Origin of the sequence: Methylomonas sp. (assembly GCF_023228165.1) — a bacterium.
GTDB lineage: Bacteria > Pseudomonadota > Gammaproteobacteria > Methylococcales > Methylomonadaceae > Methylomonas.
The window spans coordinates 1-25,564 of record NZ_JALOBS010000024.1 but is presented as its reverse complement, the minus strand read 5'-3'; the positions used below and the strand labels follow the sequence as shown (position 1 = coordinate 25,564).

The following is a 25,564-nucleotide window of genomic DNA, read 5'->3' as shown; positions in this document are numbered from 1 at the left end:
CGGTATCTAAAAAAACAATAAAGAATGGGTGCGATTTCGCCTTTTGTTTGGCAAGAAATCATTGGGGAGATATCCGATTACCGCACTCTTTGGCGCATGAGAGCTGTTTCGCGCGATTTTCGCGATATTGCCGATGCGCTTATTGCAAAGAAAAGCCGATTCACACTCGATCTCGCGCTGGCAAAACGTGAAACGCCATGTTCATCGCATTATTTCCGGGATGTTGGCAGATATTGCATTAGATCAGATATCGCGCCGCAATACAGAATATATCGCAATGGTGCGAATTACAACATTTTTCGCGGCGCCTGTGATTATGGGCGCACGGATATTGTTGATTCATTTCGCAATGTTACGCAACAAGCATATGATCCACACAAACCAGTAAAATATGCGTGCAAATATCGAAGAATAGCAGTTATGCGACGGCTAATTCGTCATTTTGGATTTAACACTTGCATGATACTTTTTCTGCCGGGTAAAGGCGTTTCTGCAGATGCCGATGCCGCATATCTTGCGTGGCATCATGCGACTTTTCGCAAACATATCAATTACGCGGCGGCAATCGCATCGTACGCGGGAAAGACCGGTAATCTCGCGCTTTTGGAATGCAACGCATGTAGAAATTCTTCAATAAATCTAAATCACTACTTCTGCGAAAGTGCCCTGGAATGTGGTCATCGCGAATTAATCAAACAAAACGCCGCTGGGAGAGACTGTATTGCCAAATGTGATTTGTGGACGGTGTGTCATAGTCTCGATAAAGAACTAATAAACGAGATAGGACGTCATATGTCAAGTCCAAATAATATCAGCGACATGATGCATTATTGTTTACACGCGGCGATAAAAAGAGACAACCATGGCATAATTGATTGGATTTTGACATTTGCAGTTGAAATTAATTACACTTTCGAAATCATTTTCGCGGCGAAAAAAAGAAATTTCATTGCACTATTCAAAATACTCGCGAAATGGAGCACGAATATCGTGTACGCGCGATTAACAGCCGATTCGCTGCGTTGCGCTTGGGCGCGCACTGAATATTTCGCAGACTCAAGGATAAATGCGATTTTCAGCAATGCGATTGCCGATTTGCAAAACGCAGACTCGCGCGATGACATTCCGATGGAAATCGAATAACAAGAAAATAGTCGCGATATCGGAAATTTACTACTTTTAATCGCGATGCGCAGTGGGGCAATACGGCGGCTCTGTGCTATGCGCGATTTGTTTTTTCGCGACTGCTTCGGGTATTATCATACCAATATATTCTTTCGGGAAAATCCAATCGCAGTGTTGCTCGCGAAAATTGCTCAAGAACTGGCGGCTTAAAATCGCTGCTTTTTGCTCGAAAATTGTCGATTTTGTTGCCCCAGTGAGTGCCGCCACGCAAGACATCATATGACTATCAATTAAGATAATGCGGATTGCCGTCATGTAATTCGCGAAGAAATATTTGCGCGATTCAAATGTAATCGGAATCGCGGGAATTGCTTCATATGCGAGTGAATTAAATACATCACACACCGGCTCATCAGCCGCGTAAATTGTCCACTTCTTGAAGCGAAAATCAGATGGCAAATTCGCGAAGAACGGGATTACGCGCGCGGCGGCACCGAGCGTCTTTTTTGCGAAATCTGTGAGACTTTCATCTGATATTTCGCCCGCGAGAAATTGCAGGCGATTATGCTGGAGAATTGGCGATTTTTCGGCGGATTGTTTCTCGAAAAGAAATCGCCAAGCATAATCGCCTACAATCACCGCAGAATTGCCAAATGCCGCAGGAATCGCATCGAATACTTTTTTGCAAAGTGAATGCCCGGCTGTTATCCATTTTGGCGATGGATGTTTCGCGATTAGTGCGTCGGCAATTTTCGTAAATATTTCGAGATTGTCCAGGAATTTCCCAATTTGTGCGGGATTGTACAGCATTTGCGCGATTCTGATTCCCTGCAATTCGCCGGATAATACAAGATATTTACCGGTCTTTACTGGTGTCATTATCTTTGCTAAATCCATTCCTCGATATTTTCCGAGGACATGCCCAAATGCAATCGCGCGCTCTTCGATGGAAATCGTATATTCGCGATCGCGAATAAAAGAAGTAAGAATAATACTATCTTTGTCGAGGAGTTTCTCGTTGACATTTGCGAATAGTGCGTCCGTCAAATCGCGCATATTCTTTGCGAGATTATCGCAGTATAAGTCGATTGGCGCCCATTCATTTGGCGCGGTATTCAGCGTCGGATAAAGGCAACTCAATCCAAATTTGCCGCCAATTGTGAGTTTTCGTGCGGCTGCGAATTCGAAAATCTTCTCGAAATACGGCTCGAAAAGGGCGCGGTCGAAACTCACGGAATAATGCTCGGCGAGCGGAATCAGATATTGCGCGATATTTAGCCGGCTATACATTGTGTATATTTGATGGCGGTAAACGTGTTGTATAAAAAAAGATGAATCACAGGGAGCGAAGTGAGAATTGATTATGTCTTATATTCGTGCAAGCGATGAAGGATCGCATCGGGCGAGAGCCCGGCAACAGGAATGCCTTTTTTGCGCGCCATAATTTCGAGATCAGTCAGGCTTCTTGACGAAGGTTCCTGAAGTTGTCTTCTTGGAAGGGTCGCCGCCACATGTGGTGCGAAATCGCTGGTTGCTATGGCGGCTAATCTTTGCGCACTAATAACCGGCTCGCGCCGTGATTCTCTGCGTTTGCGCGGTTGTGCGGCTGTGGCTTTTTTGCGAGAACCGCGCGATTTGCGCTGTTGCGCACTTATGTTGCGGGTACGGCTTTGCCGAGCTTTTCCGCCTATTTTCTTGCGTGATTTTCGGGACTTTCTACTCGACTTCCTGCGGCGAGAATGCCGACTTTGTGGCATATTAAGTGTATATTTGCGCAGCGCAGAAAATATTTCGCATTTGTCATTTATAAGACGCCATAAGTATCACATGATGTTTTTTCGAAAGAAAAAAATAATATGCGGAATTGGAATAAATGCGTGTCGTAGATATTAAATTCATAGCACTGGTTTCTCCATTTCGAGAGTAGTGCCCACCCCCATCGCGACGAGTTCGTTGAGGAACAAGTTCGCGACCCAACTCGAAGGCACACTGACGATGTCCGCCATCTCGTTGCAAAAGGCACATTCGAAGATGTTCTCGGTGGTATTGACAATCGCTCTTTTCCCGCAGTTGCGGCAAACATAGATCATACAGCCATCTGAGCATTCGTAAAATTTCTCGCAGAGCGCACGCATTGAACCCTGCGCTTCAATTACATCATTCTCCATCTCGCTTATTTTTAACGAGCCGTCGTTCTGTTTGCCGCCAAATGGCTGATGGCTCAATGCATTTGTAGGTCCTACCCACGCTGCATATTGGTCCATATCCGCAAATTTCTGATGCCGCTGATATACGGTCGGTCCAATGAAGATTTGCGTATCGAGCCAATCGCCACTCATTCCATTATAGAGCCTGCGCTGCCCGCCGTACTTGATTCCGAACTTTTCTAATTCTGCAATTGCGCGAGAAATATCAAATCGCTGAAAACACGTTGCATCAATATGGCAGCCCCAACATGCGCCAAGAGTGCCGAGCATTGATTCAATGAGTTGATTAATTGCCCTTCTTGCTGGAATTGAGTGCGCATTCACGAGAATATCCGGGCGCATTCCTGTTTTTTCTTCGTATGGCATATCGCATTCTGGCACAATATAAGAAATAATCCCTTTATTGCCCATTCTGCTGCTCAATTTATCGCCAACAATCGGCGACTTCTCTTGCCGCCAGCGTACTTTCGCGAGTGGATGCTGGTCAGATTCACAGAGAATCACATTATCCACGACTGCCGGTGTTTCCCAGCGATACACAATGGATTTATCAACAAATGATGGCTTTCCTGTTTCATGCGTTTTTTGGATTACGGCGGTTTTCGCGATGAGCACATATCCTTTCTTTATTTCCGTGCCAATTGGCGGCATTCCATCGCGCCCTAAGTGACTATAAACGGCTTCGTGACGCCTATCTGCGACGTTTTCTGCCGGCGGCGGCTCAAAACGTTCGCCTTTTTCTAATTCCGAAAATTCGTAACTATAAAATGCCCCGCTATACATTCCGCGAGCGCGAGAAGAACCATTAAATACCACGGAATCTTCTTGATTACGCCCCGTATGCACTATAAGCGCAACAATCGCATTAAGCCCATTCGGATTCATTAGCGAATCGGAAAAACTCGAAACGATTGGATATTCGCAATAATATTGCAGCATTGTGTTTTTGTCAACGCGATAAGGATAATTCAGCGTGAACCAATTGCTCGAACTGCGCCGATGGCAAGTCCACATTGTGGAGCGCGCTGCATTCGAGCAATTAACAAGCGGCGAAGAGAGCATTACAACGCCGAAAATCGCCTGCTCGATTTCGCAATGCGTGTAGCGCATCGTAATGCTATGCGCATCTTCGCGCAGAACATCGATATTCTTCGCTACAAGACAATTTTCGAATTCATCCGGCGTAAGATATTCAATTACGCCTTCTTCTGCCAGTTTTTCCATTGCGATTTCCGGCTTCATGTTGTGCAGCATTTCGACGTGCTCTCTGCGAATCGCCAACCACTGATGGAATTTCGAAGTCGGCGGCGGCGCTATTCCTTTCTTTTTTGCTTCAAGGCATTCCGCATCATACTCTTCGAGATTATTAAAGACGAGAAGGAATGGGCGCACTAAACGCCCGTAATCTGTCCAAAAATAGACTTCGCGGAGATTTATGTCCCAATAAATGGATGTATGCCGATGGATTAACTCCGGATGCTCTCTGCGAAGTTTGCGATAGCGCGCCACAAGCAAATGGTCTTCCGTGCAGCAGCCGATCCAATCGCCATTGACAAATACGCGCGACAATTTATTGCGAACTATTTCCTGCGTTGTTACGGCATCAACAGACATAATCGCTTTATCCTCGCGAATAAGAGTCTTTAGCATTATGCTGGAGCTCGCATCCGTAATTGTTGTCGCAATTGTGATTTGCTTACTAATTCCGACTTTCATTCCCGAATCTGCGCTTTGTGAGACATCAATAAAGCCGGCATATGTGCTATGAACGCGACGAATCTCATCGGCGCGTATATTGTGTTTATTCGGTCCAGCGTTTTGTACCGAAATAGAACCATTTACGGAAATAGAATGCGCATCATTCTTGCGATAAAATGCCTGTGATGCCACACGATTCGTCACGGTTTGTTGGCGAACTTTCAGAATTTTATTGCCGGTGGAAATCGCCTGCGATAATAGCTGGTGAAGTTTGTCTTCCGCGAGAACGCGACTCACTTGCTCGCTCATTCGCACTTCTGAGAAACTTGAACTCTCGAATGCCTTGCGCAGGCGCTTACGAATTTCATGCACAACGGCAATATTGAAATCCGTTTTAAATGCTTTCGCCAGTGAAATTCCGGCTGCATGCACGCGCTTCGTGCGATATGAATCGCGGTCTGTTTGCTCCATAATTCCCAGTGCAACGAGAAGCAGTTTATAAATCAAATATCCGAGAAGTCGCAGTTTGCGCCCAACATCGGCATCCGATGCGCCCATATGTTGGAAAATCCGCGTATTGCATATATTGCGCATCTCTTCGGCGGCTTTTCTCTTGAACTCCTCATTTTTCATTTCATCGCCATGGCGCGGAATGGCTTTCGCTTTTGCCGCGAGCCATAGTAAAATCTCCGCTGTGTCATATTCATGGACTATTTTTGCAGAACTTTCCACACTTTGCTCAGATTCGGCGCCCGGACGCTGCTGTGCGGAATGCGTGCCAATGCGCGTCTGCGCCAAATATGCGCGATCTATGACATCAAGAAGAGTAGTCGTAATTGGGTCGGTCAATGTACAATCGCCAACAATCGTATTCACGATGTCGACATCGCTCGTCATTCCGAATGCGCGAAATATCACGTAAAACGGCACTGTGAGTTCCTGCTCTTTTTGATTTGTTTGGAATTGCACTTCAATAGCGCCGGATGTTGTATAGATGACTGTCAGTTTATTAGAATTTTCAAACGCATCGCCGAATTTGCTCAAGAAATTGAGCCGCGCAACTTCATTCTCGTACATATTTTTGAAGATGTGCGCAAGGTTGCTCGTGATATTCTCCAGGCAGTCAACACTCCATTCGCCGCCATTCAAGATAAAATAGCCAAGAGCGTCATTTGGGTCTTCTTCCATTTCGATTAATGCTTCGCGCGAACGTCCTGCTGTCGTGCAGAGGTCCGAGCCGACCATACATTGAATTTGCGCGAGATGATGCCCGATTAATTTCTCTTCGATGCGTTTTTCTGAATGCGGAGTGCCGACCATTACCGCGGTTGCAATCATGCTAACATCTACAGTAGTTCTAATTGCGTAAGTAAGCGACATTTTGCGCGCATAATTCGGCGTCAACAATTCAGGCAGCCCGGAACGCACTTTGGCGATACTGGGGCTTTCGCACTTGACATTTGAAAATTTAACTTCAAAGTGAATAGATTCTATTGATTTATCTTCTTGAGTGGCTTCGCGCGTATTTTTTATCACGCCTTCGATTTTGAAGATATCCGTGATAATTTGCCGAAGTCCGGTGTGGTAGAAGAAATTCATTGAGCGCAGATGATGCCCAGCCGGCTTTTTGCAAAGATAAGCACAGCGGAGAAGCGCCATCAAATCCTGCGATGTTACGCCGCTATCGGTTTCGCGCATTTTCAGGACACCTCCGGCGTCGGGCGTTGCAGTCTTCTTTGGGGCAGGGTCATCCTTATCTTGTGCTTTAGAATCCATCTATATCTCTATAAGAAGTAAATTTGAAATATCAATTTATTCAGCGAAAAGGCGGCGAATATTGCGGTTGATAGAGATTCACTCTGCACGGGAAAATGGCGACGATGGCACTTTTCTAAAAAAAGGAAATGGTCGCCTTTAACAGAACCGAGCCGCTGCTACCCTCAGCCATCATCATTTTGGATTGTAGAAAGGTGAAGAGAATTGTAGAGAAGAAAAAGTTCCTTCTCTACAGTCCCGAACCACTCGCCATAAAGAGGATTTAACTTATATTTCTTTATACATCTCTCTCTTTTTTGGAAAGAAGAATAGAAGAGGAGAAAAAAGCAACTTCAATGGGGCGCGGCGAAAAAAATTTACGAAAAATCGCGAGTGATTAAAAGGGAAAAAGTTCGTTTTCTTCTCGACACCCCTCTACACTGTAAAAAAGATGTGCAGCGGCGATTAAAACGCCAATTCTCTTCATGGCGATATCCTCTTTGAAAGGTGGTATGAAGAGAATTGTAGAGAGTTTTATTTTTTGTCGAGTTAAGCAGTTTATCGGCGTTTTCACGCAAAAAAAACGAATCCAGCAGGTGTTCGCAGAATTTTTTACGAATCCATTTCGATATAGCCGATTTCCATGAGCCAATTCACTGCCAGCGGTAAGTTTATTTGCGGCATCCGCCAGACATATAAGACCTAATTCCGCATTTATCTTCCGGTACATCATTTATCATTGATTTGATATCCTTACCAAGCTGTATCGGTGATACGATGCCGGTTAATCTTCCAGTAATTTGTTCAAGATAGTGCGCGTGTAAATCCCGGTGAGTGATTAAAAATTTCTCGTTTTCCGGAGTGCGCGCATTTTGCTCGCAGATAAAATCGCAAAAGAACCGAATATCCGGCGAAACATTTAATTCACGCATGTCGCAGAAAAATTCCGTTTTCGGGCGAAATGTCGCAAGATTTAATGTCGCGGTTACTTCCTGCTCATTTTTGAGCATTTCAAAAAATCGCCGGAGTACGCTTTTATCTTTGGCGGCTGTGACGAGTGCGAAATAATAGGCATCCGGTTGTCGCTCGCATTTTACATCAATGGCGCATATACGCGCATCCCCCATTTCGACTGGCAGCGAATTCCGCGAATTGGTACACACTAAATAACGCGCAAGACTGGGCAATCGGTATGTAGGCTTGTTTTTTTCGTTGACGACATCTTCTCGCCGCGTGAGGAGATTCTTTAATCGCTCTTGATTATCGCTGGATATGGCTGTTTTCTTTAGTTCTTCGAGGCAAATTAACAGTTTTCCGCCGATATTTGCGTTAAATTCGCCGAGGATTAAATTTGGGTCGTCAACACTAATCGCCAGCAATTTACCAAACAAATTCTCGAAAATCTCGAATAATAACGATTTGCCGATCTGTTGCGCCTTACTGCGCAAGATAAGCAATACGCGGGATTTTCTTCCGGGAAATTTGACCATATCAGCGAACCACAGCCACATGTAATGGAATAACGTTTCATCATTGTTCGTTAATAGCCGCATGTGGCGGATTATCAATTCGCATCCTTCACGAGCGATACAGTCATTTTCCGGGGGTAGCGGGTACTGTTCGATGCAAAATCCCATCCATTGGTTAAATTCGTACTGTTTCGCAACAAGTGGAGGAGGCGCAAATGTAACCCGCAAATATTGTCGCTGATTTGGGTCTTTAATCCATTTATCCGTAAAGCAGAACTTTTTCAAATTATGGTGGTCATCAAAGTCTATGTAAACCAGCGGTTTATAAACGAGTGCGAAATCATTATAAGAGCGCGCTATGAACATATATTCATCGGGAGTGATGATGATTTCGTAAAACAACGCTGTGCTGCGACAGAAAAACGCCGCCTTCTCGAAAGATGCTTTGACTTGCTCGTATGAATCGATTCCCTCCGATGGGTCAAGTAGAGACGGGTCTAAATTCATCGGCTTGATGAGCAATTTCACCGGAATGTTTAATTCGCGCGCAATCGCGGATTCCCAACTGCGAAGATGCGCATCAGTCAATTCACGCGTTCTGCGAATATGGCAACCATCAAAAATTAGTGCACCGACTTCAAATCCACCATCCGCGGCTTGTTTGATAATAATCTCTAATGCCATGCGTTCAATATTTTGACAAATAAACGCGAAGATGGTTGGTTTTTCATCATGTCCGACGAGTTTCTTCATATAGTCGAAATGATTTTTGAACTTACATGCACGCGCATTATCAACGAAGCGCCTTATATCGGCGAAATCCTCGTGTGCCGTAATTACCCGGATATTATTTTTGACCTCATCGAATAATTTGCCATAGCGCGAATTAATGAGCACGGATGGCTCGATATTGTGGGTCATCGCCCAATATTGAACGGAACCACCATAAAGAAGCGAAATGAAGAGGATTTTCACCTCATCGCGATTGACGACTTGCATTCCACCACACAACGAAATCACATTGTTGAGGCAATCTTCGCGGCAATTGACATAATGTTCAGTCTCCGCATGGGGCAATTCATATTTTTCGAAAAGTGCCAAAGCAATTGTCGGATGCGCGTTGACTATATCGAGGTCGTAATATAGTTCAGAAAACAGGTGATTACGAATTTCGCACGGCATGGTCGCGCCAGACCAGCGTAGAACTTTCTTTGTATCAAAGTCGCCAATCGAAGGGTACAACCGTCCAAATGCCGCGCGAAAATGGTTCACCGAGACGCGATGAATCGCATGAGGCGCCTGAATTGCATCGCTTCCTGATGGCGGTGCGTCAGATGCATGTTCCGAGGCATTGAGGTATAGTTTCAGAAAATATTTAGCTTGCGCATTTATCTTGCCGCGCAATAGAGTCTCTGCGATGTCGCGACGAAAATACTCAAAGACAGTTGGTCCGCGAATTTTCTTTTTTTCTGCCATTTAAAAAATTTTCCCGCGTTAAAGTAGATGGTCTCTGGTTTGTATGAGTGATTCCGCACTCGTACGATTTTTTTGTCTATGCGCGCTATATATAAATATCAGCAATAAAAAAATAATTTGATAAATAATTAAATACCCGAAGCATCCTTCATTTTTTTGGCTGCATAATGCTGCTGGCGATTTACGCGTTTATCTTCTTTGGTTGGGTTTTTATGCCTCACAAATGCAAACCCGCCCCCGTGCTTTGCAACATCAACGCGCTCCGCGAATCGTTTACTCGCTGCTGTTATCGCCGCCACCCTCTCTTCTTCGGTAAAATATTTTCGCGGACGACCGCGGTGCCTCGGAGCCGCCGGCTCGGCACTTTGTTGCGGAAGTAGTATTGTTTTTTGTAAAATTTCTGTACTTGGGTCGATGTCTTTGTTTGCCATTTATTATCACTTATATAAATTACAAAAACAAGATTTAATGAAAATATGAGAATATTCTCGCACATAATGGATTCGGAAAAATATCATTCAATCAAACTTGGTCCATCAATATACCGCTGCAGAAAACCCCGTTCTACGGGCGTAATTTTGCCACGAATGAGCTCGCCAAAGGCTCGACACCTCTGGTGGAGCTTTTGCGCGACAGAACAATCGAAAAATTCAATATTTTGCGGACCCACTATTGCACGCGGAATCGCCATTTAAAACTTTGCGATTAATTAATGAGGCAGCAGGGAATTATCACTGCTGCTCTCGGGTTTTACTTGTTTTTTTCTTCTCGGGATGGTGATATATTTATGCGAACAAAAAAATATATCAAAAGTTATTATTTTTTTTCTTTAGTCGCCGCATGAAACTTATCATGAGTGCGGTTGTATTCGTTTTGATATGCGAGTATCTCATCACGATGAGAGGCGTAATACCGCTTCATGGCATCCCGATGTTGCAGTTTTTTTCTCTCAAGTTTATCTTCGGGTGTCGGTTGATTTTCAATTGGCACGAGATGCCCGAATTGATGCGAAATTACTACAAGACGTTTGTAATATCGCTTTGATGATTCCATTGCCGCAACATGGCGTTCCTCTGGCGTATTGTATTTCTTAGGTCGTCCGCGTTTAGTGACTATCGTAGTTTCGTCAGGAATCGTCTCACTCTGGGCGCTTTCTTCGTGTATTTCTGTTGTTTCTGCCATTCGCTATCTATATATTGATTTGAGTACTTTTTTATGCGAGTTTAAAAACGTATAAACTGATGCCGCTTAAGTCTCAATTTAGCAGAAACGCATGTATCTCTCTATAGAGAGTAAATTTGAAATACAGATATTCTAATAAGGGATAGTTTTAATGGCGCAAGATTCCGGCACCGCCTCATCCGCTTCGCAAGAACCATATCAAATACAAAGAAGATTAGTCAAAGTATTGATGGACGCAACAGCAGTATCCGCGCAATGGGCGAACGTGCCTTCGGCGAGTCGCCAGCGAATTTCTGTAAAAGATTCCAGTTTTTGCCAAATGTCAATCGCGGATTATATGAGCGAGTATCGGTATCTTACGGATCGCATTGCGGCGAATTTGGAAAATTACATGCAGATTGCGGCGCCAACAGCGGCGAAAATCGTGGAATATTCGCAACGCGAAACCACACATTCACGCGGCGAAGAATATTCGCGCAATGTGCGACATAGAAATATCTTCGGCGACCATAAAATGATGCGAGATGAAATAATAGTCTTTAACAGAATTCAGAGTGGCAGTAAAGACGCGGATAAAATTCTATTTGAGTTATTCGTCGCATTTACACAATTATTAGCATTAAAAGAAGGAGGACGATGCCAAAGCGATGCGAGGATGTAAATTCTCCCATCATTGGCGAGAGAGGAAGATTATCTTTTTTGTCTATTCTTCATCAAATGCGCCAATGACGCCGATGATTTGTATTGATTTGGAATAGTTTCAAAGAAGAATAGATTCAAATCCAATAGAACAATGAAATGATATGCTTTTATTTGATTGGAGAATCACAGTTGCGTTTTTCTAATATGAAATAAAAGCAAATCAACGGTGGTCATTGGCGCGATTCGTGCTCGCAAAATTACAAAAAAATGTAGAATACGCGCCACTCAGCGCGCACGCATAATTAACACGAGATAAGATTCTGACTTTTAATCAGCAAAATGGCGGAGAAATCGCTGGCAGCGTTTTATTCCGCATTCTCGCGGCATAACAAAGTGTCGCATTGATAAATCGGTTCAATAGTACGTATCCGAGTCGGAGCTATCAGTATCTATTTCGGATTCCGCACCCCATTCTCTTGCGAGGGTGCACAGTTCCTTGTGCCTAATTAATGTTGCGATACGTAACATCTCGTCAAAATCATCGGCGCCCCATTCTTCTGCGAGAATGCAGAGACCGACGTTCTTTCTATCCACGGCTGTGATGAGCATCTCATTAAAATTTGTAGCGCCCCATTCCTTTGCGAGAATGCATAAATCTTCAAATTCATCGCCTACAGCTTCGCTGAGCATCTCATTAAAATTTGTAGCGCCCCATTCCTTTGCGAGAATGCATAAAGATTTATATCTACGCATCGTCGCAATGCGTAACAGCGCATTAAAATCAGTTGCGCCCCACTCCCTTGCAAGAATACATAAATCTTTATATCCTTCAGATGCAGCTTCGCGGAGCATCTCATTAAAATTTGTCGCGCCCCATTCTTTTGCGAGAATGCATAAATCTCGATATCCGTTATATGTAGCGTTTACGAGCATCTTATTAAAATTTGTAGCGCCCCATTCTTTTGCAAGGAGACAAATTTCCACGTGTCCGCCAAACGCAGCATAAAACATTCCGTCAAAATTGCTTAATTCCTCATGCGCGTTGCCCCATTCCTTTGCAAGAATACAAAGTTCGATTTGCTCGCCTTCTGCAGCACCGCAAAGCATATCACTAAAATTAGTCGCGCCCCATTCCTTCGCGAGAACACATAAAGCTTTATATCCGCGTTGCGCTGCTTTGCCAAGCATTCCATTAAAATCGGTTGCACCCCATTCCTTCGCGAGAATGCATAAATCTTTATGCCCACCGAGTGCCGCGTATTCGAGCATCCAATTGAACGCTGTGGCGCCCCATTCCTTTGCGAGAATGCACAAATCTTTATGCCCACCCTTTGCTGCACGAAACATTCTGTCAAATTGAGTTGAGCCCCATTCATTTGCGAGAACGCAGAGTTTCTCTTGCCCACCTGTTGCTGCAGAGTCAAGCATTCTGCCGAAATCTTTCGCACCCCATTCCTTCGCGAGAATGCATAAATCTTCATGTCCGCCGAGTGCTGTAGATTCAAGCATTCCGTCAAAATCATACGCACCCCATTCCTTCGCGAGAACACACAGCTCCTCGTGCCCGCCTTTTGCTGCAGAGTAAAGCATTCCGTCAAAATCACACGAACCCCATTCTTTTGCGAGAACACACAACTCCTCGTGCCCGCCCTCGGCGGCTGCGTTCATCATCCAGTCAAACTTGAACGCACCCCATTCTTTCGCGAGGATGCAGAGCTCCACATGCCCATTTCGCGCTGCAGAGTCGAACATGATATCAAAATCATCTGCGCCGAGCTCCTTGGCAGTGATGCACAATTTCAGGTGATTATTTTTTGCCGCGTTCGATAGTAGATTGTTTGCAATGCGCCTTTCCCGTGGAATAGGAAATAATGCCGCGAACCGAGAACAGGTTTCACGTAGATGGCGCATATCGCTGAATGCACAACCTTGCGTGTAAATTTCTTGAATAAGAAAGTCATCTAAATTAGTTAATGACAGCGCAACTTCTATTTTATTATCTTGCGCAATTGGCGCGCATGGTGTTTTGCGCTGAGAGTGTTTCCGTAATTGACTGCGATATTTGAAAATTTTGCCACATGATGCACAGCAACGCGAATCTGTCATTATATCCTTAGCTCAAATGTAATTTCAATTTAATAAAGATAATCGGCTTCAATACGCGCGATAAGTCAATTTTGCGGATATTCGAAAAAGATACCTTCCTTGGCATCTTTTTTGTCGGTCATAAATATATAATTCGATATTCCGCCATATTTCTAAAAAAATGAATCACCAATTTTCTGAGAAATTCGCCGGTGATTTCGCAACTACGCTGAGCACACATCATGATGCAGCACTCGCCAAGATTCAGCGAGGATTATCTGCCGCGCATTCGCGTGATTTTGCCGCTATGAAAACTCACACAACCGCAGGCGATTCGCGGTCGGCGATAATTTCCGCAGATGAAATTCGGCGAGTCATTCACGAATCGCCGCTTTTCACTCATGAAATGCATATCACTCTCGCTGATGCGCAATACGAATCCCCATCTCAACAAGAAATGGCGACTTTTCTCGCGCAAATGAAGCCGAGTTATGATAATCTTGTATATCGCCCAGAAGTCTTCGATTGTGACGATTTTGCCCTGAAATTCGCTGTTGACGCGCGAACTTGGTGGGCTGAACGCGCGAATACGGCGAGCGGAATATCTGTGGGTGTTATCCATGGTGTTTTCGAAAAGAAAGTCGGCTGTCACGCAATTAATGTATGGATAGATGCGCAAAAAAAGATGCGCTTCATTGAGCCGCAGAATTGTGAATTTCTTTTCCCGGAGAAGAATGCCATTAGTTGGTTCTTTTATATGTAAGATTATGATGCATCGCGCACTGGCGAGACGTTGAATGTTTTATTTTTTGGCAGATTTGCGCGCAATATCTCCAAGCTCATCGCCCAAACTCGCCGCCATTTCCAGTGTTAACATTTCTGCCGCGCATTTACCAGGCGGAACAAAAATACCGGCACTGTTCAGCATTTCTGTTGCGCGACGTTGCACAAGTTCATCTAATTCCGCAGTGGAGACATGCAATGCAGCTGCAGTCCCTGCTCGCAGTTCATGCGGATGTTGCATGCTTAGAGCAGAGTCCATTGTGCATTTCATCATTTCCATTGCGAGTGATTGGTTCGTATCGAAAAGGAATTGCTCTGGTGTTGTATTGACTGGCATTTCTAATTTCTCTCTTTTAATAATATTCTGCGCGCATGCACGCGCTATGAGGCGCGCTTTTTCCTTTGCTAAATTTTCGCCATTCCCTAAGCGCTGCGTTTCGTTTTCCATAGATTGGGGAGTATTATTAAGTATAGTATTAAAATTCAAAAAAAGATGCACCCCGCGCTACTAAGTAAGTTGTATAATAGCCGTGATTAGCCGCAATGTGCGCTTTGGCACGCGATTCGCACTTTTACGCGAAATCCCGCAACAAACCCGGCGAATCATTTCCATTCGCGCCGCACTTTCGCCGCCGACAAGCGCGGCATTATCATGTACACACTCTTCGACATTCGCACTGCGGCAATCATTGAGAAGAATTTCGACAAATATATCTCGCGCATCGAAATCAGCAATCCAACTGCCGAATGCATTGCTAATCCACTTACGCGAATCCTGGAACGCTGCGAGAATCGGCAGAATTACTCGCACAACGCCCGCGCGAATCACAGCATCCGCAAACGCGCGAATGACGACTTCTTGGCGTGTTTCGTGATGAGACTGGTGCAATTTTTTGTTCCACCAAAGAAAATTCAGGCAAGTACATATCCAATATATGGGAATATGTGCGATTTCACACGATGCGGAGGAGGATACCACTGCTTTAAGACTGAATATATTATTGTAAATCGCCGGTATATCGCCGGATGCGAAAAGTCCTCGCAAAATCGCATCAACAACAAATTTTCGCCCGAAAAAGCTGCAAATCGCATCACATGCAACTTCGCCGAATAACATTGCTGTGTCATCGCTATTGAAAATCGCGCGTACGACATTCGGCGCAGTCGGAAGCGAGAGGTGCTCGTTCTTTTGAGGAGCCGCAGTTAGCAAATCTAAAGAGAACGCGGTTCCATCATCTTCTGTTAAAATTATTGTTTGCCCGATGCGTTCCAATATTTCCGCACTTTTCTTTGTAGTAAAATACGAATCGACTGCATTTTGCCAAACGCGACAAACTCTTGCGCATCTGATTATCTCTGCGATATGATGATGTTGTAATAGATTATCAAATATTAATTTCAATGCTGCTATATCGCGCGCTATGATTGCCTTGCGCGGCATTTGCGCGCAATTGTTTATTCTATATATGATTGTGCACGGTGAATCACAGATACAAAAAAGAAAGGTAGCATTTTTTTAATCTTGAATCGCGCCTACTTCCATCCCTGAATCTACACTTTATGAATTGTCGATGAATCCAGTGCAAACGCAATGAATGTGGCGTATACCATTGGCGCGTGTATTGAGATTATTTGGTTTACTCTCTCGCACAGAAATTAAGCCGCCTATGGGAGCGAAATACGATTCATTTTTATGGAAAAATGTCCTGCGATAGGATGCAATTTGTTGGCGGATTTCAATCGGTAGAGATTGGTTCTTGGTTGTCATTTGTTATTATCTTTTCGAACTTCACATTCAAAAAATTAAAGTCTCATTCATCTCGGAATTTCTCTAATTTTGCCGTGATTGGAATACTGCGAGCTCCACCGGAGGTGTCGAGGCTTTGCCGAGCTTGTCGTGCGTCATAACTTTGCCAAATCTGCGCAAAAGTTAATCTATCACAGTATCCGCTTTTTTTCGTGGCGATTAACGAAGAACGATGCTTCGCAACAATGCCGGCAAAATCATTCGCGCCATACACAATCGCGAGTTTACAAATATCTAAATTGCGCGTTTTAAATCCTATGCAATATAATTTATTAAAATCGAGACCCTTATTCCCGATGAGGTTGTAGCAAAGTGTGATGTTTCCTTCGCGCGCAGCAACCATGAGCAAGTCATTCGGTGACGGCGGACTTACTGCCATTATTATTTTTGCAATGAATTAATTCAAAAAGAATAACATCTACGAAAGCGTATTGTAAGTTATATTTATTTTTGATTAATGCGATTTCGAATTCAAATAGTGCATATATTCAACAAGAATACAATCGAAGATATATGGCGGAATCCGATGGGTTAGCAGTAAATTATTCGTCCCTTTGCTATATTTTTGGCAACTTGCGCCTTCGCGATTTGCGCGCGGCGTCAATTGTTTGCAAATATTGGAATAACGCAGTGCGTTTATTGGTGCCATTGCTTTCATCTCGCGAACTTGAAGAATATATTCTTGCCGCAGAAAATGTCGCCGCGATTCATAAATTATTCGATTATATTCGCCCTTGCGATGAGTTATTTCATTACGCTACTGGCAAAAAAACTACTCTAATCGGAATGCTCATATATCACGCGCATCGAAATATGCGATTATGTTTATCGCCAATTATCGCAGAAATTTCGGGCGGTAATTTAATTCTCCAACATGAAATCCAGAAACGCGTCAAAAAAGTCTATGAATTTCTTCTCGAAACATATGTCGCCGAGGGAAAATTATCAGCCATACAAATACAAATCGCGAAATGGATTGACAATCAATGCAATTTCTACGCAGAGAATAAAACGAAAAGTATTCTTTACAGGCTAATCGCGCATTGTATTAATAATCTTGATTACTGCACCTTTCGAGAGTTTACACCCAACGCCCGTGATTCGCGCAGACACTCGGCAGAGCCCCGTCCACTGTACGGATGCTTCGAACCCTGGGAGATGCTTAGAGGTGTTTATTTAGAAGGATTACGCGCGCATGGATTCGTTGAAAAATTAATTGGCGCTTTATCGACATCAACAAATATTTCTGAATGTCGCCAAGAATTAACAAAAGAAAGAGTAATATTCTGGTTAGAAATTATGTATAATGTTTGTTCGCTTAGCGAACCAGCTTATTGCTTTATTGAACGGATTGAATTATGCGCACATATTAGGCGCGACGAGTTTCGCGAAATCATGCGAATTTGGCTTCCATTACATTTCGATAATCCCCATACGTTCGACTTATATCCGGTATTTAATTTATTGCCAGCACAATCAGATATCGACATTGATAGTGATACTCCCGATTCGACACCGGAATTTTCTTGTTTCACATTGCAGGACGCGATGTTAGTTTTGGAAGATAGTGGATTTAATTTTATTCCTTTATCGCGCGCTCATCCGATTATAGGCACAATAGAAAAATTCATTTCGCAGGATATTATCAACCAAATGAAGTCTAATTACATTAAGCGCGATAGCCCGTATTTTCTTGCGGCATTGGAATTTATCGGCAGAAATATGCAATTTTTAGCACCGGAGTGTGAAATATCGCGATGCATGCTTCTTCGAGATTTCGAGATGATTATCTTTATCTTCGATTATCTCGGCATTGAATTTTCGATGAACGATATTGCATCAGAAATTATTGAGAAACTGGAACCAAATTCGGCGAATTCCGCCGCGCAAATTACTGTTTCTGCGCGTTTGCGCGATAAATTCGATGCGGCATATGCGGCGGCAATCAGTCGTTCCAAAAAATAAAGAAATGATTCAATTAATATTCGATTTCTATTTTTTTAATCGCGCCGGCGAACACATCGCGCACGTCCAACACAAATGCGCGCTTATTCGCCGATTCGCCAATGCCGCGTAATTCAAACACTTCTGTATAAGTTTTGTCTTGCGCGAATATGCGAAATAGCGCGCTCCCGAGACATATTGAACGCCGGAGAACATCTTCATCAGTAATCGAAATCGCATCCCATGCGGATATTTCGCATCGCGCGCCATTCAAAAATAGAACAGCAATATTTGCATTGTGCGGAGTATAATCCACTTGGCAAATGTGGATTGATTCGCCGCGGTTATTTGCCGCAATTAGCCAATTTCCGAGCGCTGCGTGCGCGAAAATGAGTTCGCCATGGATTCTTGCGGCTGTCTGCGCATAATCGCGCTTCGTTTCGAGGAATATTTCCATTTTCGAATCTCCGTGAGGCGATTGGAGCTCGCCTTCGGCTCGAGCGCTTTGCGCGAGTTCCGCCGAATCTATTTTGATTCCTGAGTATCGGCTTTAATCAAAAAAAAGACGGTGAATTATTTTATCCAAACAATGTGCGACATTCCCGGCGATTTTATGCCCATTCAAAACGAATGAAAACGCCGGGTTTGCCGCTGGTCCATTCGATCCATTGCGGATTTTTTTCATTTTCCGCGCGGAATGGATGATCGCGAAGCGCATCATTGAGAAACTGTTTGCTAATGATACGGATTTTGCCTACATCACTGTTAACTTCCGTGCCGATGGTGACATCTCGCCACTTCGTCAGTTCTTGTTCAACGCGCGTTGTTGCGCACCATCCGCGGTCGTCTAATTGGCGCTGAATGTCTTCCCATTCTTCTTTTGGGAAAGTCATATATGGCGTTTTGCTGCGGCTTGCGCCATTTCGCGCCATTGCGCGCGGTGCCCTGTTGCCGGCACAGTATTTATCAAGATAAGCTGCAATCACCATAATAATGACTATTATGAATGCGAAAATCATTTTTATATTTGTGTTAAATAGCAAAATATTTTGAATTTCGTTATCCAAGAAGTATTAGAGCATTCAGAATGTTTAGCAATGATTTGGTTTATCTCTTTAGTGGCGCCAAGTTGCCTGAGGAACCACCTAAAATCATTGATGGCGAAATCCATCAATATAATCTTTTTGAACAGTGTGCGGAACTTGAATTAATTCCTAAAAAAGAACACCGCTTTCAATATTACTCCGGCTCGGGTCACCCATTCCAATTATTAGAAGAATCTGAATCAGGCGATGAAGAATTGTTGAAGCGCAGTGGACAATCTTATAGGAGATATGGAGCGGAATTAATCGAATTGCGCGTCTTGCGCGAAAATGCGCCGAATGCAAATTCAGAAGCAATTTTTCGTGTCGGATTCGCAATCGATATTTCCGACCATGGAACTTCAGTTAAGTATTTCACGGAACACTTTATTTGCGCGACCGAAAAAGTGTTTCCGATACACGAGAAACTTAAAATGTTAGACGGCGCTATTACGACAATCAGAGCAGTTGGTCAATTTCCGCCCGGTGTTCGCGTGTTTCTCATCATAAAGGAAATAAAACCCTGCGACAGCAAGATATAAATCATTCAAAAGAGAAGTCTTTTTTGTGTCATTTTATTTGCATAAATGGAAAAGTGTTTCCTATACATGAGAAAATTAAACTGTCGATGGATCATGCGGCGTTTACGGTCAAAGTAGCGAGCCACTGCCTATCGATACGCGCATATTTCTTGTTATTAGGGGTAAAGAAAATGCTGATTAGTCAATCGCAGAAAAAAGAAATTTCTTTTTTCACGCTTGTGGCGCTTCGTTACAAATTGGTGATTCGCATTCACTGTCATCTGACGACAAATCTGATTGTTCATCGAAATCCTCTTCTTCAGATTCGACACATTCACTATTACCCTCTTGCGGCAATGGTTCGGCGGCTGCTGCTTGGCATGTTTCGACAGAACTTTGTGCCGGATGTGTGGAAGTCATCGCGATTGATGCGATATCGCTAATTTGTGTTAGAGATGGAGTTTCTTCTTTGCTGGTGAATTCTCTTTTTTGGATTACATCCCGATGAATGCCGTTTATATCGCAGCCGTCATAATAAAGATAAATAACTTCTATTGGTTGAATTGCGTGGGGGTCTCTAACTATTTCTTCGAGTAAAAGACGGAGTAATTGCTCATGGCGCTGTTTTGGTGTTGCTTTTTTTGATGCCGCGCAAATCGCGGCAAATCTATAGGTGTCCGGATTAAAACGAATAAATATCGTCGGCATTCCAAGAGAATTTGCAATATTAACCATTCTGGATTGCTCGCAAACACACGGACGATCGCGATGTTGCCCTTCATCGCATTCAATAATAACGAAATGTGTTTGCGCATCAAATAGAAAATCCGGGCGCTCTTTTCCGCAGATACTATTTTCAATTGTTTTGTCCGTTGAGACCGTTACATCAAACTTGATATTTCTTGAAAAGAATAACTATCCGAGGCTTATCCGTTTATTTACCTTTCAGCCTCTTAATGAGGCTAATCAGCAAACTCCCGTGAATAAGCAAGTTTTTGACGACTTGTAACAAGCCGAACGTATAGCGTTATTTTTTATGCCATACATCGAAGTAATATATTGCGAGCACCATTAACATCCCTGCCGATACTCGAATGGCAGTTGGCGCAATTGTAAACCTCATCTTTCCCGAGATTACTTTTGCATTCGCCACAGTGGCTGCACAATTTTGAAGTAAAATGTTCGTCAACAACAGTGAAATTCCTGCTATATTGATGACATTTGAACGCCAATCTTTCACGAAATTTGAAGAATGAAAGAGCATAAGCAATGCGTTTAGACTTATCGGAAATACCTCCCTGAATGCCATTACTTGAAATCCCTTTGGCACTTAAATCGCCAATCAGAATCGTTTCATAGTTTTCAGTAAGATATTTAGCAGTCTTCCAATGCAGCTCGGTAATCATTCCTTCAATCTTTCTATGGCATCTACATTCTATTTTCTGTTGTTTCTTTTTTGATTTGCAGACTTTTTTGGCATTATCGATCCTCTTGAGTTGTTTGCCAATTTTATCGTACGCCAGTTTTTTGCCACAAATCGCTACAGAGCCCTTTTCCGATACACCGGTCATAAAAGTCCGCAATCCTGGATCGAGTGCAATAATGTTGTAATCAGCCTTCGTTTCTTCTGCCGCGATTGATTCGGGGACAAGAAGCATAAAATTATTGTAGACCCTGTTGAATAGAACCTTGCATTCCGATGTTATTCGGCTGGTCTCAAATGGCAGATTATTGTGCGTGAGTTGTATCTTGCCGAATATCTTCTCACACAACGTGTTATTCCTAAAATAAGATTGTTCAATATCGATCAATAAGTGTTTTTTGCTTACACGCCACTTTCTGATCCTAAAATGAGAAATATTCTTTGCGCGAATATTGGACAATCCAGATTTATAATTGGCACATGCCAGTTTTATTGCCCCGTCAAGAGAGTGTGCAACTATCTTCGTGTTTTTCGCGAAACGCGGATGTTGAGACTTTAGCCGGATTTCTTCTTTTATAGTTTTTAGACTATTTGTTCGAATATGAGTCCATGAAATGGTTTTAGGACGCGTTGTATTAATAAAATCGATTGTGGCGTTGTACATCTGAACATAAGCATACATCCATCGTAACATTATTTCCCGTTGTTCATCGTTCAGTGCCAAACTTACTTGCTTACAGCGGATCAGTTCGCCTTTTTTCGCATCAAACTGGGAGCTGACTTTAATACGATTTTTCCGCCTCGTGGCAAAATTCGTCTCTGAAATATTAAACCACGTCTTCTGACTTTCTACATTTTGCGGGGGAAGAGTCTTTCGTGTCTTGCCGAATGTTTTGACGGACTGTTTCTTGATTATATCCTGCAGAACTTGCATGCTGGCTCATCTGTCTATAAAAAAATATACCCATCTACATTTAGATGGAGAAGGAAAAGCCATGTGGATAGATTTTAGTGTCAATTCTTTTCAAGAAATATCAACCTTTTTGCTACAAGTTGCAACCCTTTTCAGAGATAGCCGACGAATAATCCTGGCATCAATAATCCGAAGAGCCAATAGATAATCACCAATGGCGCGAATGATGACACGATTTTCGCAGCTGTTCCGCCGAGCGTCATGCCGACAATGCTGCAGATAATCATAATCATGATTATCATCACAATCATTTGCCCGAATGTAATTGCGCGAAGAGACATTTTATGTTTGCGTTATATATCTTTATCGAAAAAATATTCTAAAAAAAGTTGACGAATCCGCGGCTTTGCGTAATTATTTTTCGCGCAATGCAATAATCGTCATGATTTGCCGCATAACTGTCAGATTAGCATAACAAAGAATAACTATAATGATAAGTAAGATAAAGATTATGATTCGCTCATCAATGCCAAATGGAGTGCGTTTTATTTCACTGCCGGAAGAAAATCCTTCCACAACACCACCATCACCGCTTTGCTGAATAGGCGCTGCATAATATCCCGAAGATGATGGATATCGTGGCGGATAAGTCGGCGGATAACGCTCCGCGTATTCTTCATTTGGCTGACCATGTTGCCGATTTGCTGAATCCAACGCCATTTCCGCGGTAAACTGCGTTTTAGACGGCGCGCGCCATGTCGAGGGCGTGCAAAATTCGCCGTGCTCATAGGCAATAAAATCATCTTCCATTTCTCTTTTGTATATAAAACAACATCAAGAAATAAAATGAAGAAGATTAGCCGCATCGCAATATTTCAGGATATTAAGCTAAAAGACTTGGAGACGACGATTCAAGATGAAAGTATCGCCTCCAGCGCATGGGGAATTTCCGATTTTCGCGCGGCGCAACAAAAGCAGCAGCCGCAGAAATTCGATGAATTGCGCAAAGTTTTCTATTCGGTAGATCAATGGGTTCAGCACACGAATCTCCTTTGTTGGTATTGCTCTGACGAAATTAAAAGTTATCCAAAATTCATTCCCGTTGTGTTGAAATCTACTTTGAGCGGTGAACAATGGAATACGCTCGGCTATTTTTGCGAATGGAGTTGCGCTGAAGCATATGGGGAAGCAAATTGCCGCGATTTGCTCAATATGTGGGATTTGCGTAATCACATCGCGATTATGCGCCAGAAATTCGATGGCGGTGCCATTCATCATGTTCCGCCGTCAATCAGCCCAACGCGAATGAAAAAATATTGCGGCGAAGAAGGATTAACGGAAGACGAATATCGCCAAGAACTCCAGCATATTCGCAGCCAATTTGCGCGAAAATAAGCTCGCCGAAGGCTCGACCCCTCTGGGGGAGCTCCCGCGAAGCGGTCGAGCCTTTGGCGAGCTCGGCGAAGCCCCGACCGCTGCGCGGGAGCTGTGAAATTCATCAAAAAAAGAATCTCAATCTTTGATTCGCATGCGCCTCATTGCAACTTCGGCGCAATTTCCGCGGAGTGGTCTTCGGCGAATTGCGAATTAATAAAGTAAACAAGAATAAGTGTTATTATGATAATGATTAACACAGAGATAAGCCGACTTCCAAATGCAGTCTGGACATAATCATGAATGATAAAAACATTCAAATAGATGAGTATTCCCTGCAAAAGAATATACGGGTTAACCGGCATTGATGAGTATTTAAGACCAATGCCCTGACAATGCGGGCATGTTGCAACAGTTAGTTCGCGTTCGCTTCGTGACATTATATATTATTCCTCGCGCGTATTTTTTTCATCGCGATTTTAAATCTGCGGATTTAGCAACAAATATATAATCGAACATGGGCATCACTGTGAATGGCGCGCCAATAAATCAGCGGCAGCAATCATCTCCAGAAACGCTTCAAAGTGTGTTCGACGCAGATTGTTTTCCTTTTGTAGCGCTCGGCAGCGCATTGACGCGCATTCTCGGAAAAAATCCGGAGCATAAACTCCAGATTTTGAGCATTGAAGTCGCACGCGACAAAGTAAAAATATTATTCCGCGATAAGAGAATTATCAGCGGCATTGCAGATGGCAAATTATTGCCCGATATGGCAAATGAAGCAGTCGTTTCCGTCGATTTATGCCGAGAGCAAACGCTTGAATTACTTCAGCGCGGGCAAATTCCGCCAGAAGTAGTTCGCCAATGGTTCGACATGGGCAATTGCGCATATGAAAACTGTCGCGATGGCGGTCTTCTCGAAGGGGAACTCGCCGGAGGCTCGAGCGCTTCGCGCGAACTCACATCCCCCCATTCAACCTCCTAATTAAGAAATTCTGCATTTTCATTTGTTATTTTTTTGGAACAATCGCGCACTTGCCGCATTTATCGCCACTCGCCCGCTTCGATTTGTTCCATTTCTAAGAAAAAACAATTCAAATAAAGATTAAGATTTAACTACATGATTTCGCTTATCGGAGTTTGAAATAGTTTTCAAGAGAAATATGGCAAATTCATGCGGGTGAGTGGCGACTATGCGCGGCAATTGGCGAATGAGTATCGCGTTTTGCGCTCTTATTTTTTTGAAATCCGTTTCGCAAAAGTAAGAAATAGCTCGGCAAAGCCTCGACCGCGAAGCGGGAGCAATAAAAAAGCAACCAGCGCAACGAGATATGCCACGCAGTCCGCGTTCATCTCATCGTTGCATACATAAACTTCCTTACAATGCGCGGAGAATACATGCTCCGCGCGATATTGTAGACTCTACACAAAGTAGAGAAATAATCGTGGCTATTCAACTGGATGAAAATAACAGTTGTAGCTCGCCTTCGGCTCGACCCCTCTGGGGGAGCTGCACTTTTAAAACTATCGACAATAATTCGCAAATAGAAAAGAACTCGCCGGAGGCTCGAGCGCTTCGCGCGAATTCTTTCTCGTTCGAGGATATGATAGCAAATTCTGATGAAATATCCATCTTTGAAACGATGATTGCCAATTCGGCAATCTTTTCCTGGCTATAAGCAGATTTTCACGCTTCACCCCGACCTCCAAAATCAACAATCGCGCATCGTTCGCAGATTGTTCGCAAATTATTCGCGGATTGTTCGCAGTTGTTTGTTTTTTATTTCGCGAGAAATAGCGTCGACCAATTCAAATAATAGATAAATAGAGAATGATATTCCCTAAAAAAATAATACAATAATTGATTACTTTTCTTTGTTTCTATCGATATTATTTCGCGTGAAATCCACCGCAAATCAATGCGAACAATCAGCGAATATAATGCGCAAAATCAAATGGTGGCAAAAGCGCCACTCGCCAATATTTGAATAAACGCATCCGCAAGGTCGCTGCGCGGAAGCGCCATTTTCAGATTTCGCGATTTTACCCAATCTTCTTTTGCGATGGCACAATCACTT

General features: G+C 43.4%; 22 protein-coding genes. 7 read left to right on the top strand and 15 right to left on the bottom strand.

What is annotated here, in order from left to right:
• Positions 1-24: 24 nt before the first annotated feature.
• On the top strand, positions 25-1,143 hold the full coding sequence (locus M0R33_RS17155) for a hypothetical protein (protein ID WP_292572020.1): 1,119 nt from the start codon (positions 25-27) through the stop codon (positions 1,141-1,143).
• A 36-nt stretch (positions 1,144-1,179) separates the two neighbouring features.
• Here M0R33_RS17155 and M0R33_RS17150 read toward each other — a convergent pair whose 3' ends face one another.
• From M0R33_RS17150 to M0R33_RS17130, 5 genes are all read right to left on the bottom strand, one after another.
• A complete protein-coding gene (locus M0R33_RS17150; protein ID WP_292572018.1) occupies positions 1,180-2,358 on the bottom strand; it encodes a hypothetical protein in 1,179 nt (392 codons plus the stop codon).
• Positions 2,359-3,020: 662 nt separating this feature from the next.
• Positions 3,021-6,806, bottom strand: a complete 3,786-nt coding sequence (locus M0R33_RS17145) for a hypothetical protein (RefSeq protein WP_292572016.1) — start codon at positions 6,804-6,806, stop codon at positions 3,021-3,023.
• Between the two features lie 650 nt (positions 6,807-7,456).
• Positions 7,457-9,730, bottom strand: a complete 2,274-nt coding sequence (locus M0R33_RS17140) for a primase-helicase family protein (protein WP_292572013.1) — start codon at positions 9,728-9,730, stop codon at positions 7,457-7,459.
• A gap of 128 nt (positions 9,731-9,858) precedes the next feature.
• A complete protein-coding gene (locus tag M0R33_RS17135; protein WP_292572010.1) occupies positions 9,859-10,161 on the bottom strand; it encodes a hypothetical protein in 303 nt (100 codons plus the stop codon).
• 385 nt (positions 10,162-10,546) lie between these two features.
• The gene (locus M0R33_RS17130; protein ID WP_292572008.1) at positions 10,547-10,912 is read right to left on the bottom strand and encodes a hypothetical protein; all 366 of its coding nucleotides are present in this window, start codon (positions 10,910-10,912) and stop codon (positions 10,547-10,549) included.
• 151 nt (positions 10,913-11,063) lie between these two features.
• On the opposite strand from M0R33_RS17130, the gene M0R33_RS17125 reads away from it, so the two are divergent.
• Positions 11,064-11,573: a hypothetical protein gene (locus tag M0R33_RS17125; RefSeq protein ID WP_292572005.1), complete on the top strand. Its 510-nt coding sequence runs from the start codon at positions 11,064-11,066 to the stop codon at positions 11,571-11,573.
• 395 nt (positions 11,574-11,968) lie between these two features.
• Here the strand turns inward: M0R33_RS17125 and M0R33_RS17120 are convergent, their stop codons facing one another.
• The gene (locus tag M0R33_RS17120) at positions 11,969-13,660 is read right to left on the bottom strand and encodes a hypothetical protein (RefSeq protein ID WP_292572003.1); all 1,692 of its coding nucleotides are present in this window, start codon (positions 13,658-13,660) and stop codon (positions 11,969-11,971) included.
• A 160-nt stretch (positions 13,661-13,820) separates the two neighbouring features.
• Between M0R33_RS17120 and M0R33_RS17115 the strand changes: the two genes are divergently transcribed.
• Positions 13,821-14,402, top strand: a complete 582-nt coding sequence (locus M0R33_RS17115) for a lectin MOA-related protein (protein WP_292572001.1) — start codon at positions 13,821-13,823, stop codon at positions 14,400-14,402.
• Between the two features lie 39 nt (positions 14,403-14,441).
• On the opposite strand, the gene M0R33_RS17110 is transcribed toward M0R33_RS17115, so the two are convergent.
• The 3 genes from M0R33_RS17110 to M0R33_RS17100 form a co-directional block, all read right to left on the bottom strand.
• Positions 14,442-14,870: a hypothetical protein gene (locus tag M0R33_RS17110; protein WP_292571999.1), complete on the bottom strand. Its 429-nt coding sequence runs from the start codon at positions 14,868-14,870 to the stop codon at positions 14,442-14,444.
• 60 nt (positions 14,871-14,930) lie between these two features.
• Complete coding sequence (locus M0R33_RS17105) at positions 14,931-15,863, bottom strand: hypothetical protein (RefSeq protein ID WP_292571997.1); 933 nt, start codon at positions 15,861-15,863, stop codon at positions 14,931-14,933.
• Positions 15,864-16,233: 370 nt separating this feature from the next.
• Positions 16,234-16,608 carry a hypothetical protein gene (locus tag M0R33_RS17100; protein ID WP_292571995.1) on the bottom strand — a complete coding sequence of 125 codons (375 nt, stop codon included), beginning with the start codon at positions 16,606-16,608 and terminating at the stop codon, positions 16,234-16,236.
• Positions 16,609-16,742: 134 nt separating this feature from the next.
• Here M0R33_RS17100 and M0R33_RS17095 point away from each other — a divergent pair, with 134 nt between their 5' ends.
• A complete protein-coding gene (locus M0R33_RS17095) occupies positions 16,743-18,194 on the top strand; it encodes an F-box protein (RefSeq protein WP_292571993.1) in 1,452 nt (483 codons plus the stop codon).
• Positions 18,195-18,207: 13 nt separating this feature from the next.
• Here M0R33_RS17095 and M0R33_RS17090 read toward each other — a convergent pair whose 3' ends face one another.
• Positions 18,208-18,630 (bottom strand): hypothetical protein, encoded by a 423-nt coding sequence (locus M0R33_RS17090; RefSeq protein ID WP_292571991.1) that lies wholly within the window; start codon positions 18,628-18,630, stop codon positions 18,208-18,210.
• A gap of 154 nt (positions 18,631-18,784) precedes the next feature.
• Entirely contained in the window at positions 18,785-19,240 is a 456-nt protein-coding gene (locus tag M0R33_RS17085; protein ID WP_292571989.1) for a hypothetical protein, read from the bottom strand.
• Positions 19,241-19,260: 20 nt separating this feature from the next.
• Between M0R33_RS17085 and M0R33_RS17080 the strand changes: the two genes are divergently transcribed.
• Positions 19,261-19,797: a hypothetical protein gene (locus M0R33_RS17080; RefSeq protein ID WP_292571986.1), complete on the top strand. Its 537-nt coding sequence runs from the start codon at positions 19,261-19,263 to the stop codon at positions 19,795-19,797.
• A 210-nt stretch (positions 19,798-20,007) separates the two neighbouring features.
• Here the strand turns inward: M0R33_RS17080 and M0R33_RS17075 are convergent, their stop codons facing one another.
• The 4 genes from M0R33_RS17075 to M0R33_RS17060 form a co-directional block, all read right to left on the bottom strand.
• The gene (locus M0R33_RS17075; RefSeq protein WP_292571984.1) at positions 20,008-20,511 is read right to left on the bottom strand and encodes a hypothetical protein; all 504 of its coding nucleotides are present in this window, start codon (positions 20,509-20,511) and stop codon (positions 20,008-20,010) included.
• Between the two features lie 299 nt (positions 20,512-20,810).
• On the bottom strand, positions 20,811-22,133 hold the full coding sequence (locus tag M0R33_RS17070; RefSeq protein WP_292571983.1) for a transposase: 1,323 nt from the start codon (positions 22,131-22,133) through the stop codon (positions 20,811-20,813).
• 131 nt (positions 22,134-22,264) lie between these two features.
• Positions 22,265-22,453 (bottom strand): hypothetical protein, encoded by a 189-nt coding sequence (locus M0R33_RS17065; protein ID WP_292571980.1) that lies wholly within the window; start codon positions 22,451-22,453, stop codon positions 22,265-22,267.
• Positions 22,454-22,526: 73 nt separating this feature from the next.
• Entirely contained in the window at positions 22,527-22,922 is a 396-nt protein-coding gene (locus tag M0R33_RS17060) for a hypothetical protein (protein WP_292571978.1), read from the bottom strand.
• A gap of 36 nt (positions 22,923-22,958) precedes the next feature.
• Here M0R33_RS17060 and M0R33_RS17055 point away from each other — a divergent pair, with 36 nt between their 5' ends.
• Positions 22,959-23,507 (top strand): hypothetical protein, encoded by a 549-nt coding sequence (locus tag M0R33_RS17055; RefSeq protein ID WP_292571975.1) that lies wholly within the window; start codon positions 22,959-22,961, stop codon positions 23,505-23,507.
• Between the two features lie 496 nt (positions 23,508-24,003).
• On the top strand, positions 24,004-24,471 hold the full coding sequence (locus M0R33_RS17050) for a hypothetical protein (RefSeq protein WP_292571972.1): 468 nt from the start codon (positions 24,004-24,006) through the stop codon (positions 24,469-24,471).
• The last annotated feature ends 1,093 nt before the right edge of the window (positions 24,472-25,564 follow it).